Origin of the sequence: Erythrobacter sp. NE805, from assembly GCF_046452355.1 — a bacterium.
GTDB lineage: Bacteria > Pseudomonadota > Alphaproteobacteria > Sphingomonadales > Sphingomonadaceae > Erythrobacter.
This window is the reverse complement of sequence record NZ_JBKFDI010000004.1, coordinates 386,805-401,679: the sequence shown is the minus strand read 5'-3', so window position 1 is coordinate 401,679 and position 14,875 is coordinate 386,805. Positions and strand designations below refer to the sequence as shown.

15 protein-coding genes and 1 tRNA gene are annotated in these 14,875 nt (G+C 69.0%); 8 read left to right on the top strand and 8 right to left on the bottom strand.

Translation table 11 applies throughout. The features are described 5' to 3' along the window. Positions 1-118 precede the first annotated feature (118 nt). On the top strand, positions 119-715 hold the full coding sequence (locus ACLBKU_RS15985; RefSeq protein ID WP_410180553.1) for an FMN-dependent NADH-azoreductase: 597 nt from the start codon (positions 119-121) through the stop codon (positions 713-715). Positions 716-805: 90 nt separating this feature from the next. Beyond that, entirely contained in the window at positions 806-1,228 is a 423-nt protein-coding gene (locus ACLBKU_RS15980; protein ID WP_410180552.1) for a DoxX family protein, read from the top strand. A gap of 21 nt (positions 1,229-1,249) precedes the next feature. Here the strand turns inward: ACLBKU_RS15980 and ACLBKU_RS15975 are convergent, their stop codons facing one another. The 4 genes from ACLBKU_RS15975 to ACLBKU_RS15960 form a co-directional block, all read right to left on the bottom strand. Beyond that, positions 1,250-2,620: an MFS transporter gene (locus tag ACLBKU_RS15975; RefSeq protein WP_410180551.1), complete on the bottom strand. Its 1,371-nt coding sequence runs from the start codon at positions 2,618-2,620 to the stop codon at positions 1,250-1,252. A 190-nt stretch (positions 2,621-2,810) separates the two neighbouring features. After that, positions 2,811-3,710 carry a DMT family transporter gene (locus ACLBKU_RS15970; RefSeq protein WP_410180550.1) on the bottom strand — a complete coding sequence of 300 codons (900 nt, stop codon included), beginning with the start codon at positions 3,708-3,710 and terminating at the stop codon, positions 2,811-2,813. Positions 3,711-3,714: 4 nt separating this feature from the next. Then, positions 3,715-5,799: an NAD(+) synthase gene (locus tag ACLBKU_RS15965; RefSeq protein ID WP_410180549.1), complete on the bottom strand. Its 2,085-nt coding sequence runs from the start codon at positions 5,797-5,799 to the stop codon at positions 3,715-3,717. A gap of 63 nt (positions 5,800-5,862) precedes the next feature. Continuing rightward, the gene (locus tag ACLBKU_RS15960) at positions 5,863-6,879 is read right to left on the bottom strand and encodes a DNA topoisomerase IB (protein WP_410180548.1); all 1,017 of its coding nucleotides are present in this window, start codon (positions 6,877-6,879) and stop codon (positions 5,863-5,865) included. Between the two features lie 118 nt (positions 6,880-6,997). On the opposite strand from ACLBKU_RS15960, the gene yghU reads away from it, so the two are divergent. Both yghU and ACLBKU_RS15950 read left to right on the top strand, forming a co-directional pair. Continuing rightward, a complete protein-coding gene (yghU, locus tag ACLBKU_RS15955; RefSeq protein WP_410180547.1) occupies positions 6,998-7,855 on the top strand; it encodes a glutathione-dependent disulfide-bond oxidoreductase in 858 nt (285 codons plus the stop codon). Between the two features lie 84 nt (positions 7,856-7,939). Further along, a tRNA-Gln gene (locus ACLBKU_RS15950) sits at positions 7,940-8,014 on the top strand. Between the two features lie 213 nt (positions 8,015-8,227). Here the strand turns inward: ACLBKU_RS15950 and ACLBKU_RS15945 are convergent. Beyond that, positions 8,228-8,719 (bottom strand): winged helix-turn-helix transcriptional regulator, encoded by a 492-nt coding sequence (locus ACLBKU_RS15945; RefSeq protein ID WP_410180546.1) that lies wholly within the window; start codon positions 8,717-8,719, stop codon positions 8,228-8,230. Positions 8,720-8,771: 52 nt separating this feature from the next. Between ACLBKU_RS15945 and ACLBKU_RS15940 the strand changes: the two genes are divergently transcribed. The 3 genes from ACLBKU_RS15940 to ACLBKU_RS15930 are packed head-to-tail and all read left to right on the top strand — an operon-like array spanning position 8,772 to position 10,652. Continuing rightward, the gene (locus ACLBKU_RS15940; protein WP_410180545.1) at positions 8,772-9,542 is read left to right on the top strand and encodes an HDOD domain-containing protein; all 771 of its coding nucleotides are present in this window, start codon (positions 8,772-8,774) and stop codon (positions 9,540-9,542) included. Next, positions 9,539-10,138, top strand: coding sequence for a GNAT family N-acetyltransferase (locus ACLBKU_RS15935; protein WP_410180544.1), 600 nt, complete (start codon positions 9,539-9,541; stop codon positions 10,136-10,138). The genes ACLBKU_RS15940 and ACLBKU_RS15935 overlap by 4 nt, the downstream gene beginning before the upstream one ends. A 19-nt stretch (positions 10,139-10,157) precedes the next feature. Continuing rightward, positions 10,158-10,652, top strand: a complete 495-nt coding sequence (locus tag ACLBKU_RS15930) for a gamma carbonic anhydrase family protein (protein ID WP_410180543.1) — start codon at positions 10,158-10,160, stop codon at positions 10,650-10,652. Here the strand turns inward: ACLBKU_RS15930 and ACLBKU_RS15925 are convergent. Then, on the bottom strand, positions 10,649-12,067 hold the full coding sequence (locus ACLBKU_RS15925) for an amidase (RefSeq protein WP_410180542.1): 1,419 nt from the start codon (positions 12,065-12,067) through the stop codon (positions 10,649-10,651). The two genes, ACLBKU_RS15930 and ACLBKU_RS15925, sit on opposite strands and share 4 nt — an antisense overlap. After that, on the bottom strand, positions 12,064-13,275 hold the full coding sequence (locus ACLBKU_RS15920) for a dipeptidase (RefSeq protein ID WP_410180541.1): 1,212 nt from the start codon (positions 13,273-13,275) through the stop codon (positions 12,064-12,066). The genes ACLBKU_RS15925 and ACLBKU_RS15920 overlap by 4 nt, the downstream gene beginning before the upstream one ends. Before the next feature lie 86 nt (positions 13,276-13,361). Here ACLBKU_RS15920 and ACLBKU_RS15915 point away from each other — a divergent pair, with 86 nt between their 5' ends. Then, a complete protein-coding gene (locus tag ACLBKU_RS15915) occupies positions 13,362-13,979 on the top strand; it encodes a TetR/AcrR family transcriptional regulator (protein ID WP_410180540.1) in 618 nt (205 codons plus the stop codon). On the opposite strand, the gene ACLBKU_RS15910 is transcribed toward ACLBKU_RS15915, so the two are convergent. Next, entirely contained in the window at positions 13,976-14,857 is an 882-nt protein-coding gene (locus tag ACLBKU_RS15910) for an alpha/beta fold hydrolase (RefSeq protein WP_410180539.1), read from the bottom strand. The two genes, ACLBKU_RS15915 and ACLBKU_RS15910, sit on opposite strands and share 4 nt — an antisense overlap. Between the last annotated feature and the right edge of the window lie 18 nt (positions 14,858-14,875).

Here is a 14,875-nt window from a genome sequence, read left to right as displayed (position 1 = left end):
CCCCTCCCGTGGGGGGGGGGGGGGGGGGGGGGGGCGCCTCCCCACGCCTGCCCACCCCCGCCTGCCTACCCCCAACCCCTCCCGCAAGCGGGAGGGGAGATCAAGAAAGGACCCTCCCATGAGCAACATCCTCTACGTCACCGCCTCGATCCGCGCCGACGCCGAGAGCGTCTCGCGCGGGCTCGGCCAGCGGATCGCCCAAGGCCTCGCCGCCAAAACCGGCGCGAGCGTTACCACCCGCGACCTGGCCGCCAACGACCTCCCCTACGTCAGCGCCGAGCGCTTCGCGGCGAACCTCACCCCGGCCGCCGAGCGCACCCCCGAGCAGGCCGAGCTTGCCGCGATCGCCGACCAGCTGATCGCCGAGCTCATGGCTGCCGACGCCATCGTCATCGCGACCCCGGTCTACAACTTCGGCCCGCCCGCCACGCTCAAGGCCTGGGCCGACCTCGTCGCCCGCGCCGGGACGACCTTCCGCTACACCGCGAACGGCCCCGAGGGCCTGCTCACCGGCAAGAAGGCCTACCTCGCCATCGCCACCGGGGGCACGCAGGTGGGCAGCGAGATCGACTTCATGAGCGGCTGGCTCAGGTTCTTCCTCGGCTTCCTCGGGATCACCGATGTCGCGGTGGTCGCCGCCGACGGGATCATGGGCGAAGGCGGCGAGGCCAAGATCGCCGCCGCGCAGGAGACCGCCGCGCGCATCGCGGCCTGACCAGCCCCCGACGGGCGGGGGGCGGCCGACGCGGGTCGCACCGTCCCCCGCCCACCCGCTTCACCTTGCAGTAACAGGGAAACACCAGCCATGAACGACACCACCGCCACTCTCTCCGAGACCTCGCCCGCCACCTCGACGCAGGACGCCGTCGCTCTCGCCGCGCGCCTGCTGCTCGCCGCGATCTTCCTCGTCATGGGCCTCGGCAAGCTCGCCGCAGCCGAGGGGACAATCGGCTACATCGCGAGCGTCGGCCTGCCCTTCCCGGCCGGCATCTATTACGCCACCATCGCGCTCGAGGTGATCGGCGCGGGCCTGCTGATCGCGGGCTACCGGACCCGCGCCGCGGCCGCCGCGCTCGGCGTGTTCAGCATCCTTGCCGCGGCGATCTTCCACGCCGACTTCGCCGACCAGATGCAGTTCACGAACTTCCTCAAGAACCTCGCTATCGCGGGCGGGATGTTCCAGCTCGCCGCCTTCGGGCCCGGGCGCCTCTCGCTCGACCGCGGCTGAGCCGCCCCGCAGCTGAGACCCTCAGGCAGCGCCTCCGTCCGCCGGGACGGGGGCGCTGCTGTCGAACACCTTCGCCGCCGCGGCCTGGCGGGCGTAGTATTCCGGGCGGCGCGGGAATTTGACCGTCAGCATCAGCGCCAGCGCGAGCACGCTCCCCGCCCCGATCACCGGGAAGACCATCGCGAGGCCGCCCAGCGCATCGGCCTGGCCGAGCACCGCCGCCCCGGCCGAGATGCCGAGGTTCGAGAGCGCCATGTAGATCGTGAACTGGGTCGCCGCGACGCTCGGCGCGCACAGCCGCATGGCGATGGGCAGGTAAGCGACGGTCAGCAGCAGGTCGAGCGCGATCCACGCGGTGATGAAGCCCACGAAGACGCCGCTCACGCCCCACAGGTGCTGGCCTGCGAACATCGCCGCCGCCAGCACCAGCTCTCCCGCGAGCCACAGGATCACGATCCGCTTGGCCCCGTAGCGGTCGCCGAGCCAGCCGCCGAGCGTCATCGCCAGCACGCCTGCGACGAGGCTCGCAGTGGCATTGAGGCTCGCGATCGTGGCCGTGTCGAGCCCCGCGGCATTCGCCCCGATCAGCGGGGTGACGCCGACCATCCCGCCGTAGAAGAAGCCCTGCATGAACAACACCGGCACGAACAGCACGCTGACCGGCTTCATCAGCGAGGCGAAGGTCGTCCGCAGAAGCGGCCACCACGCCTCGAGCTGGATCGCGCGGTTGCGCTCGAGCGCCTCGCCCTGGGTCCATGGCATCAGGCGCTCGCCCTCGCGCTCGCGGAACAGGGTGACGTAGGAACCGAGTGCGAACATCAGCGCGGCGACGAGGGCGAAGGCCGCGGGGGCGCCGAAGCGCTCGATCACGAGGCCCGCCATCGCGGTCGCCCCGGCGATGCCGATCGACTGGCCGCCGAACATCATGCCGCTGCCGCGCGCGCGCTCGTCCTCGGACATGATGTCGACCGCGAGCCCGTCGACCGCGACGTCCTGGAAGGTGGTGGCGACATTCACCGCGAAGCCGATCGCGGCGAGGATCGCCGTATCGCGCGCGCCGGGGTCGACCAGCGCCGCGGTGAGCAGCGCGGCGACCATCGTCATCTGCGCGGCGATGATCCACAACCGGCGGCGGCCCATCGGCAGGTAGGTGTAGCGGTCCATGAAGAAACCGTTGACGAGCTTCAGCGACCACGGGAGCGCGGTCCAGGCGGCGACCGTCCCGATGTCGGCGGCCGATGCGCCGTTCACCGCCATCCACGCCGGGACCGCGAACCAGAACAGCCCGATCGGCATCCCCTGCCCGACATAGAGGATGAACAGGGTGAAGAGCCGCAGGGGCCGGCTGCGCTCGAGCACCAGCCGCGCCGGGCTGCCTGCGGAATGGTTCATGCGTGATGCCCCCCGGACGCGCCGACCGATGCCCCCGTGGCCGCCGGCAAGGAGGCAGCCTATAGCATTGCCCCTCGCAGGCAAGGCCCAGCCCCCGGCCCAGCCGGCTCCAGACCCCCGTCAGACCCCCTTCACACCCCCTCCAGACCCCCGATTGCGGCGATGTTTCACGTGAAACAAAGGTATGGGGTCAGGACTCCTTGGCGAGCTGCGCTTTGGGGAAGGTGCGGCTCGGGCGGACGACGATGATCGTCACCCCGGCGAGCGCCATCAGCCCGCCGACGATCAGCGGCCAGCCGACATGGTCGCCGGTCAGCCACGTCCCGAAGGCGATGGTGAGCAGCGGGGTGAGCAGGGTGAGCGGCACGATGAGGTTCGCGTCATGGCGCTGGAACAGCCGGAAATAGGCCGAGTGCGCCCCTACCGAGACGACCACTCCGGCGAACAGCACGCACCCGGCGACCGCTAGCGGGGCGGCGGCAAGTGCCTCTATTTGACCGCTTTCCAGCGCCAGCGAGGCGGGCAGCATGATGCCGAGCGACGCCACCGCGGCCCAAGCTTGCAGGCTAACCGCACCGATGTCGATCCGCTTGACGAAGACCGAGGCGAAGGCCCCGATCAGCACCCCCGCGAAGGCAAAGCCGAGCCCGACCGGATCATTGTTCCCCGAAGGCGCCCCGATCGCGAGCGCGACGCCGCCGAGCGCCAGCGCCATCCCGAGCCCGCGCCGCCAGCGCACCTCCTCGCCGAGGAACAGGATCGCGAAGAGCACCGTCAGCGGCGCGCCCGATAGGTTGACGATCCCGACCGCCGAGGGGCTTGCGGTCTGAAGTCCTACGAATTGCAGGCCGAAGCTCCCCCCGGTGATCGCGAAACCGATCAGCAGCACGAGGCCGAGGCGCTCGGGGCGACCCTTGAGCAGCAGCGGGAAGAGCACCGCCAGCACCGTCACCGAGCGAAGCACGGTGTAGAACAGCGGCGGCACGCCGAGGCTCGCCACCGCGATCTTGCTGACCACGACGTTCATCGCCCAGGCGACGTTGCAGAACAGCATGATGCCGAGCGCGGAGAGGGGCAGGCTTTTCGGCATCGGATCAGGGGCTTGGCGGCAACCCTTGCGCAATGTCCTGAGGCACGGCGCGACGCAGCTCCTCGCGCCAGACGGTCGCCACCGCGTCCGACGGCATCCGCCAGTCGCCGCGCGGGCTGAGGGCTCCGGCCGAGGAGACCTTCGGCCCGTTGGGCAGCGCCGAGCGCTTGAACTGCGAGAAGCCGAAGAACCGCGCACAGAAGCGGTCGAGCCACAGCGCGATCGTGGCGAGATCGTAGGCGTTCTTCGCTTCCTCAGGGAAGCCCGCGGGCCACATTCCTACCGAAGCGTCCTTCCAGGCGTGCCAGGCGAGGAAGGCGATCTTCGAGGGCCGGTCGCCGAAGCGCACCACGTGGTGGAGGAAGAAGTCGTTGAGTTCGTAGGGCCCGACGAGGCTCTCGGTCGACTGCATCTGCCCCTCGGCCCCCGGCGGGACGAGCTCGGGGCTGATCTCGGTTGCGAGCACCGCACCAAGCACCTCGCCGCAGGCGTCGGAGAACTGGCCGGTCGCGATCACCCAGCGAATGAGGTATTGAATCAGAGTCTTGGGCACGCCCGCGTTGACGCCGTAGTGGCTCATGTGGTCGCCCACGCCGTAGGTGCACCAGCCGAGCGCCAGCTCGGAGAGGTCGCCGGTGCCGACCACGAAGCCCTTGTGCTGCCCGGCAAGGCGGAAGAGGTAGTCGGTCCTCAAGCCCGCCTGGACGTTCTCGAAGGTCACGTCGTGGACCGGCTCGCCCCGTCCGAAGGGGTGGTCCATGTCCTCGAGCATCTTGCGCGCCGCCGGGCGGATGTCGATCTCGCCTGCGGTGATCCCGAGCGCCTCCATCAGGCGGTGCGCATTCGCCTTGGTGCCCTCCGAGGTCGCGAAGCCCGGCATCGTGTAGCCGCGGATCGCCGTCCTCGGCATCCCCAGCCGGTCGCAGGCCTTGGCCGCGACGATCAGCGCGTGGGTCGAATCGAGCCCCCCGGAAACGCCGATAATCAGCGACTTGCTCCCGGTCGACTCCATCCGCCGCATCAGCGCATCGACCTGGATGTTGAACGCCTCGTAGCAGTCCTCGTCGAGCTTCTCGGGGCGGTCGGGGACGAAGGGGAAGCGCGCGACGGGGCGCAGGAGGCCGATGTCGCCCGCGGCATAGGCGTGCTCGAAGACGATCTTGCGGTAGGCGTCCTCGGGGTGCCCCGCCCACTCGGCGGCATCGGCGAAAGTCTGGTTGCGCGAGCGTTCGGCGACGAGGCGCTCGGTGTCGATGTCGACGATAGTGAGTTCGCCCGCGCGGTCGAAGCGCTCGGATTGCGCGAGCAGCACGCCCATCTCGTAGATCATCCCCTGCCCGTCCCACGCAAGGTCGGTGGTGCTCTCGCCGTGCCCACTCGCCGAGTAGACATAGGCGGCGATCGCGCGCGCGGCGGAGGAGCGGGCGTGAAGGTGCCGGTCGTCGGCGCGGCCGATGGTGACGGGTGAGGCCGAGAGGTTGCACAGGATCAGCGCGCCCGCGAGCGCGGCGGTCATGCCGGGGGGGATCGGCGCCCAGAAGTCCTCGCAGATCTCGACCCCGAAACGGAAGCCTGCAAGGTTCGCGGCGGCAAAGACGAGGTCGGTGCCGAAGGGCACCTCCTCTCCCGCGAGCCCGATCCACAGGTCGGTGCAGCCGCGCCCGTGGGCGAACCAGCGCTTCTCGTAGAACTCGCGGTAATTGGGGAGGAAGCTCTTGGGGATCACCCCGAGGATCTGCCCGTGGGCGATCACCACCGCGCAGTTGTAGACCTTGTCCGCCCGCCGGACCGGCGCGCCGACGACCAGCACCGGATGGAGCTCGGCCGAGGCGGCGACCACCTCGGCGATGGCCTGCTCGACGGCCTCGAGGATGGTGTTCTGGAGCAGCAGGTCGTCGATCGCGTAGGAGGACAGGGTCAGCTCGGGATATACGACAAGGTCGACGTGCGCCGCGTGCGCCTTCCTCGCCTCTTCCAGCACGCCCGCCGTGTTATAGGCGACATCGGCGGTGCGGGTGCAGGGGGTCGCGCTCGCCACGCGCACGAAGCCGTGCTCGTGCATGTCATGGAAGGGGTGGGCCTCGGTCATGCCTCGCGGGTCTCCTTGCGGGCGGCTGTAACGCGCCGCCGCGCCGCTGCCTAGGGTGCAGCCTCAGTCCGCCGCCCCGCCGAGATAGTCGCTGGCGGTCCCGCATTCCTCGAGAAAGGCGATGAGCCCGCGTTCGGTGCGGGTCAGCCAGCGGGTCCGGCGGGGCAGCCTCAGACCGGCGCGCCAGTCCTCCTGCCCCTCGATCCGGGCGATCACTGCGGGGTGGATATAGGAGCTGCGGGCGATCGCCGGGGTGTTGCCGAGCGCCTCGGAGACGTGCTCGAGCATTTCCTTGAGCTTCACGTGACCGGGGCCGGTGGCGAGCTTCTCGAAGGCGAGGCTGCTCGCATGGAAGGTGCGGAAGTGCTTGGCGGTGAAGGCCTCGCCCATCGTCTCGCGCAGGTAGGCATTGACGTCGGCCGAGGTGACGGGATGCACGCCGCCGTCTTCGTCCTCGTACTTGAAGAGATGATCGTCGCCGTCCCCGAGATCCTCCATGCGGCGCACCGCGGCGGCGAGATTGGCGTCCTCGACCTCGAGATCGTGCTCCTTTCCGCCCTTGCCGACGAAGTGGAGCTTCAGCCTGCGCCGCCCGACCTCGGCATGGTCGGCGCGCAGCGTGGTCGCGCCGTAGCTGTAGTTGGACCTCGCATATTGCTCGTTGCCGATGCGGATCGCCGAGAGGTCGAGGAGGCGCACCACCGCCGCCAGCGTGCGCTCGCGCGGGACGCCGCGCCCGGCGAGGTCCTCCTCGACGCGCTTCCTTACGAGCGGCAGCAACTTGCCGAAGGAGGCGCAGGCATCGTATTTCGCGCCCTCCTGCTGGGCGCGGAAATCGGGGTGATAGCGGTATTGCTTGCGCCCCGCGTCGTCGATCCCGGTCGCGAGGATGTGGCCGTTGGGGGCCGGGCAGAACCACGCGTCGCGGTAGGCGGGCGGGAGCGCGATGGCGTTGAGGCGCTGCTTCTCCTTCGCGTCGGTGATCAGCGCCCCGGCGGGGTCGAAATAGGCCCAGCCCTTCCCCGCCCGCCGCCGGGTGATGCCGGGCAGGCTGTCGTCAACATAGACCAGCTTTTCCATGGGCAAGCAAAAGCGGGCGAGGCAGCGCGATGTTCCACCTTGCGGCCCCGCCCCGCCCGCGCCACCTCTGCAATCACGACAGCGCGCGCTTCCCGCGCGCCGAAAGGAGAGACTGCTCATGGCCGATTCCCCCTACGTGCCCCCCAAGGTGTGGAGCCCCGACACCGTCAACGGCGGCCGCTTCGCGACCATCAACCGCCCGACCGCCGGCGCGCGGGAGGAGAAGGACCTGCCGGTCGGCGAGCATCCCTTCCAGCTCTATTCCCTCGCAACGCCGAACGGGGTGAAGGTGACGATCATGCTCGAGGAGCTGCTCGAGGCGGGCCACAAGGGCGCCGAATACGACGCCTGGACCGTCAACATCTCGGAAGGCGAGCAGTTCACCAGCGGCTTCGTCGGCGTGAATCCCAATTCCAAGATCCCCGCCCTCCTCGACCGCTCGGGCGAGACGCCGTTCCGCATCTTCGAGAGCGGGGCGATCCTTGTCCACCTCGCGGAAAAGTTCGGCCTGTTCCTCCCCACCGATCCCGCGGCCCGGGCCGAGGTGCTCTCCTGGACCTTCTGGCAAGTGGCATCCGGCCCCTTCATGGGCGGCGGCTTCGGCCACTTCTACGCCTATGCGCCCGAGAAGATCGAATATGCGATCGATCGCTATGCGATGGAGACCAAGCGCATCTTCGACGTCGCCGACCAGCGCCTCGCGCAGTCGCGGTTCCTCGGCGGCGAGGAATACACCATCGCCGACATCGCCAATTTCCCCTGGCTGGCGCCCTTCGTCTTCGGCACGATCTACAATGATGCCAAGACCTTCCTATCGATCGACGAATACAAGAACGTCGCGCGCTGGGTCGAGGAGATCGCCGCGCGGCCCGCGGTGAAGCGCGGGCGGATCGTCAACAAGGTGTGGGGCGAGCCGGACACGCAGCTGCGCGAACGCCACTCGGCGGCCGACTTCGAAGGCAAGCGGCTCGACTGAGGCGCCCTCACGCGAAAGGGGGCGAGGCGGACGCATCGCCCCCTTCACATCGCCGATCGAGCCGCTATAGGGCGCATTTCCTGCTGGGGCGTAGCCAAGCGGTAAGGCAGCGGTTTTTGGTACCGCCATGCGAAGGTTCGAATCCTTCCGCCCCAGCCACGAAACCCTTCGGATCCAGCCACCTGGAAAATGACGAGTTTCTCTTCCCGTCGAAACCCCGTGGCACCCTGCGGCGGCACGCTGTCGGGGTCCTGATTTCGGCACCACGATCCGATTGGCTTCCGGGCGCATGACGGCGGCCCGACTTGCGCAGCTTTTCCACCGGCGCGTGCACAGGTTTTTGCACCGCACTTCGGTGTTGTGCATGGACGCTCAAACCGAGATGATCGGGTCTTCCGCGACGGCATAGGTCACATCCTCGCGCGGCACCGCCTGCCCTTCGGGCGTCACCAGTGCCACCCGCAAGGGCGCGCCGCTGGCCTTGCTGTAAATCTGCAAGGGCGAAGGTGCGTCCTGCAAATGCCGGTCGCCCCATTCCATCAGTGCGATCAGCGGCAGGGCGAGTTCCTGCCCGCGCTGGGTGAGCCGGTATTCGTGCCGCACCCGCGCCTTGCCCTCGCGATAGGGGTGCCGCTCGAGCACGCCCGCCGTGACAAGCGCCTTGAGCCGCGCGCTCAGGATGCCGCGCGGTGCGCCGAGATCGCTGCGCAGATCGTCGAAGCGGGTCACGCCGTAGAAAGCCTCGCGGATCACCAGCATCGTCCAGCGGTCGCCGAGCATCTCGCAGGCGAGCGCCATGCCGCAGCGGTCACGCGGGACGGGTGCGGCACGGACGACGGGATCGGACGAGGCTGGGTTTGACATACGAACCGAGATAGCGCATCCAAGGCTAGGTTCCAAATCAGGACTTAGATTCGTGACGCAGCATCCGCTCCCCCCGCTCCCCGATCCTTCCCGCTTCGGCGGCCCCGGCTGGCTGGCCCGCAGCGGCGGGGTGATGACCGGGCGCGAATGCGCGCGCGGCCTCGCTATCGCCTCGCGCAGCCAAGTGCAGAACCTGTGGCAGCGGATGCTTCCTTTCCTCCAGCGCCCGGGCCGGGTTGACGACCTGCCGCCCGTGCCGGACAGCAAGCTGGTGCAGCTGGCCGAGGAAGCCGCGCTGGCGCAGAGCCGGGCGCTGCTTGCGCACGGCTATCGCTCGGCGATCTTCGCCCGGGCGCTGGCGCATATCGACGGGCACAGGCCCGATCCGGAGTTGCTTCACATCTGCGGACTGCTGCATGATGTCGGCCTGATGAAGGATATTGCGGGAGAGGACTTCACCTTGCGCAGCGCCGCTGCCGCGCGCCAGTGCGCCTGCGATGCGCATCAGCCCGAAGCGGTGGGCGATCACCTCGCCGATGCGCTGATCGTGCACACCACCATCGGCGTCACGCCAGCACGCGACGGGGTGCTGGGCGCCTATACCCAGTATGGCGCGATGGTCGATCTGACCGGCCTCAGGCTCGCGCATCTGCCCAAGGACTTCGTGACCGGCGTGCTGCGCGAGCACCCGCGGGGGGCCTTCAAGGCCGAACTGATCCGCCGTCTCGAGAAAGAGGCGAAGGCCGTCCCCGGCGGGCGCTTCGCCTTCGCGGTGCGCGTGGGCTTCGGCCTTGCGGTGAAGCAGGCACCTTTCCCGTCATGACCCAGCCGCACAGCATCATCGACGGCGCGACCGGAATGCGCACCCGCGCTGTGGAGACGCTGGCGCTGGCGTTTCAGGACGATCCCGCGCTCGCATGGATTCTCCCCGATCCGATAACGCGCGGCCGCCGCCTGCCGCGCTTTTTCGACTGGCTCTTCGCCGATCATCTGCGCCACGGCATGATCCTCGCCGCGCCGGAGCGCGAGGCGGTGACGCTGTGGCGGCTGCCGGGCAAGGTGCACCACCACGATCCGCTGACTCCGGCCGAATTGTGGCGGATGGTGCGGATCTTCGGCACGGCGCTGGGCCGCGCGGACAAAGTCGGAAAGCACCTCGCCCGGCACGTGCCCGCTGGCGAAGACCATCTCTACCTGCGCTATGCCGCAGTGCGCCCGGAGGCGCAGGGCAAGGGCTGGGGCGGCCGTGCGATCCGTGCCGGGATTGCCGAGGCGAACCGGCTCGGGGTCGACACCTGCCTCGAGACCGCCAAGCAGAGCAATGTCGCCATTTACCAAAGGCTCGGCTTTGCCATCGTCGACGAATGGCAGGTGCCCGGCGGTCCGCGCTTCTGGACGATGGTCCGGCCGAAGGACTGATAACGGGGATCACCACCAGATGAGCGCTATCGACACCGCTGAGGCCGCATTCGTTCACCCGACCGCCCTGCTCTATGGCCGCATCACGCTCGGCCCCGATGTCTCGTTGTTTCCTTATGTCGTGATGCGTTCGGAAGCCTACGAGATCCGGATCGGCGCGCGCACCAATATCCAGGACTTCGTGATGATCCACATCGGCAGCACCACGCCCACCATCGTCGGCGAGGATTGCTCGATCACCCACCGCGTGACGCTCCACGGTTGCACCATCGGGAACCGCTGCCTGATCGGCATCGGCTCCACCATCATGGACGGGGCGGTGATCGGCGACAATTCGATCGTCGCCGAACACAGCCTGGTGCGCGCCGGGCAGGAATTTCCGCCCAATTCGGTGATCGCCGGCAGCCCCGCCCGCCTGATCCGCGAGCGGGACTGTTCGGAAGGAAACCTGATGAACGCACGGATGTATCAGGCGATCGCGCGCGGCTATGCCGAGGGGCGCGAGCGGCTCTAGAGCACCGGGCGCCGGTGGAACCAGGGGCGCGCCTGCTCCAGCTCGGCAGCGAGCGACAGCAGCACCGCTTCCTCACCCAGGCGGCCGATGAACTGGATACCGATCGGCAGGCCTTCGGCATTCCAGTGGAGCGGCACGCTCATGGCGGGCTGCCCGGTCTGGTTGGCGATCGCGGTGAAGGGGCAATAGGCGGCAAAGGCGCTGGCATAGCTCAGCGGATCGCGCATCAGCGCAACCTCGCCGATGGGCGCGGGCGGCTGGGCGAGGGTCGGGGTGAGGATCAGGTCGAACCGCTGGTGGAGTTCGGCCATGCGGATCGCGGCCTGCTGGAAGGCGCCGTCGGCGGCGATCAGCTGGGTCGCCGCCGCAGCGCGCCCGAGCGCCACCAGCGCGGCGGTGACCTGCTCGATCTCGTCCATTTCCACTGGCTTGCCCCGCGCGGCGCCATGCGAGTCGAGCAGGGCCGCGGTGTGTGCGGCCACCGTGACTGTCATGGCCTCTGCCAGCCCCGACAGGTCGAGCTGGCATTCCTCGACACCATGCCCGAGATCGGAGAGAAGCCGGGCCACGTCATCGAGAGCAGCGGCGCAATCCGGGTGCAGATTGGCCGCGGCCAACAGCTGACGTGGGATGCCGATCCTCAGCCGCGCTGGCGCGCGCTCGATCGCCTCGGATGCGCTCCCGGCCAGCGAGGGCGCGACAGACCGAGCTCCCGCCGGAGCGCCCGCCACCGCATCGAGCAACCGCGCGGCATCGCGCACCGAGCGGGTTATGGCGAAGCTCGCGGTCAGCCCGCCCCATCCCTCGGTGCGGCCATACCCGATCGGTGTGCGCCCGCGCGAGGGTTTGAGACCGAACAGCCCGCAGCACGCAGCCGGCACCCGGATCGAGCCGCCCCCGTCGGTCGCATGGGCCATCGGCATCACCCCCGCAGCGACCAGCGCCGAGGCTCCGCCCGACGACCCCCCGGACGAGCGCGACAGGTCCCATGGATTGCGGGTCGCGCCGAACAGGGTGCTTTCGGTGGTGACCGAGAGGCCGAATTCGGGCGAAGTCGAGATGCAGATCGGCACCAGCCCGGCGGCGCGGAAGCGGGTGGTCGCCTCGCCGTCCTCTGCCGCGATATTGCCCGCAAAGGCGCGGCTGCCATGGGTCAGCGGCGCGCCGGCGACCGGGTGGTTCAGGTCCTTGATGCTGAAGGGCACGCCGGCGAAGGGGCCGGTGATCGGTAACGCAGAAGCGGCGCGTGCCTCGTCGAACAGCGGATGAGCGATGGCGTTGATCGGCGGATTCACCTGCTGTGCGCGGGCGATCGCGACCTCGACCAGCTCGGCGGCGGTCACCGCGCCCGCCCGCACCAGCGCGGCGAGGCCAGTGGCGTCGTGGCGGACATATTCCTCGAAAGTCAGGCTCATGCGTCTTGCGCCTCCCGTTTGCGCTCATGACTCGTCCCGGCGGGCCCTCCGCCGGGAAGATTCTGCGAGAGATAGCGGATCACGTTCCCGCCCATAACCTGTGCGATCACCGTCTCGCTATGGCCCGATCCGAGCAGCGCCGCGGTGATGCGCGGCAGGTGGTGGACGGGCACCGGCTGCGCCAGCGCGCAGAAGCCCGAACCCAGCGCCACGGCCTGAGAGCCGAGCGTGGCAATCATATGGTCGAGCACGCGGGAAATGGCACCCAGTTCCCCTTCACCCACATAGTCGGGCACGAAGCCCAGACCGATGATCCCCCCACGCGCGGCGATCTCCCTGAGGAGCTCGTCGGGCAGGCACTTGGGATCGTGGTGGCAGGTGGCGCTGCCGGTATGGGTGACCAGCGGCGCGCGCGGGCTCAGTGCCAGCACGTCCGACACGGTGCGGGGGGACGCATGGGCAAGGTCGATCATCATGCCGAGCCGATCCAGCTCCTGCACCGCCTCGCAGCCGAGCGGCGTCAGCCCGGCCCCGGAGACGCCCGAGGACGATCCGGCGAAGGCGGTATCGGTGTAATGGCACAACTCGGTCATGCGAAACCCGGCGGCGAACAGGCGCGCCAGATTTTCGATCCGGTAGCCGGTGCCATCCGCCCCCTCGAGCCCGAGATAGGCGCCGCGCACGGCGGGATCGGCCTGCCGGGCGGCGAGCATCGCGGCCAGATCCTGCGCAGTCCGGATCAGGCGCACCGTCCCGCCCGAACGTGCGGCAAAGCGGTGCAGCTTGCCCCCGAGATAGAGCGCGCGCTCGGTCTGGTCGAGGATGGCGCGCAGCGGCCACTGGTCGACGATGCCGAGCGCGGTCAGCTGGTCGCTCTTGTCCGAGATGCCGCCGCCGGTGATCACCTTGGGGCTTTCGGTCACCACCAGAAATCCCTGCACGGCGCCACCGCCTTCAGCCATGCGCGGGAAGTCGAAATGGCCAAGGTCGCTGCGGTGGAGCAGATCGCGCCGCCAGATCAGCGAATCCGCGTGCAGGTCGGCAACGATCAGCGTGTCGTGCAGCGCCAGCGCGCCGGACGGGACGGGCGGGCGCGGTGTGCTGCGCGTCCCGAAGATATGCTCTGCGGTGAAGGTCTCGGTGCGGACCAGCACGGTCCACACTAGCGCGAGCCCCACCAATGCGCCTAGCACGATCCAAGCCGCCATGCGGTTTCTCCTGTCGGGAATGACCAAACTATGCTAACAGGCGTTCAGGTAATTGCGAGTCTTTTGTGAACACTAGTTCAGATAAATTGCAACGCCCCTCCCCGCGCACCCCGGTCCGTCGCAACGGGGTGGCGACCAAGGGCCGGATCATCGAGGCCGCGATCGCCATGATCGCCGAAGATGGCGAGGCCTTGGCGATGCGCCCGCTTGCCCGGCGTGCGGGGTGCTCTCCGGCGGCGATCTACCAATTCTTTGCGGATCTCGACGATCTTGGTGCAGCGATCGTCGATCAGGTTACCGATGACGCCGTGGCCGAACTCGCGCCGCGCCTGTCGCCCGATCTTGCGCGCCGCGACCCGGTCGCCTTTTTCGCCGCGCTGATGGACGGCGTGGTTGCGCTGCAAGCGGCACGGCCCGAGACGCTGTGCCTCGTCCGTCCCCAGCCCGACGGTCCGCGCGCGGCGCTCGCAGGTGCTCTGCGCGAGATGATCCGGGGGATGGTCTCGGACGCTTTCGCAAAGGGCTGCGCGGAGACCGAGACCGGGCGGCGGGAGGAGGTGCTGACAATCGCGCAGCACGCCCTGATCGGTGCCATGGCAGGCGTCCCGGCGCGCGATGCCGCCGAACGCGGGCGCTATCTTGCCGATGTCGCCGATCTGGTCGGCAGCTTCGTTGCCCGCGCGCTACGCCCGCAACCTCACTAGCCGATCCGTTCCCTGAGCCAGGGGACGAGGTGGGAGGCAATCAGATCGGGTGCCTCGAACTGGCTGGCGTGCCCCACCCCGTCCAGCGGATGGATCCGCGCTTGCGGCACGAGCCGGGCGAAGGTTTCGTGGTTGGCAAAGGGCGTCGCTCGGTCGGCGCGCGCCCAGACAACCTCGGCCGGCAGGTCCGATGCGCCCAAAGCCGCATAGCCTTCGCGGAAATCGTCCATGTTCATGCACCGCAGCGTCGAGAGCATCGCGCGGGCGAACCCCTTGAACGCCGCCTGCCGGTCGTAGCGGTCGAGGAATGGCTGCGGCACCTTCCCGTCAGCAAAGAAGTTGGCCTGCGCCGCCCTGAGCGATGCGCTGCCAATCATCGCGAAGCCGAGGTCTCCCAGCACCGGGACGAAGGCCGTCCGACCCAGCATTCCGATGCGGATCGGCAGGCCCGAGGGCGAGACAAAGAACAGCGAGGCCACCCGGTCCTTGTGCCGCACGGCAAACGCACTGGCGACCATGGCGCCCATCGACCAGCCGACCAGATGCAGCCGCGCATCGGGTGCCAGCGCCGCAATCAGCGCGGCAAGGTGATCGCGGAACAGTTCGCGGGTATATTCGGTCTGCGGCCTGTCGGAGAGACCGTGCCCCGGCATGTCGTATGACAGCGTCGCGAACCCCTGCGCCGCGAGCAGCTTTTCGAGCGGCTCCCAGACGAAGGATGCCACCGAATAGCCGTGGATCAGCACCACGAGATCGCCATCGCTAGGCCCCTGCAAGCGATAGCGGGCGAAGCCCTGCGGCAATTCGGCAAAGGTGCCGCCGAGCGCGCGGCGCGCGGCAGCGTCGAGGATGCGGGATTCGGCGCGGGGTCTGGTCATGTGCGAGGTTTCCTGAGG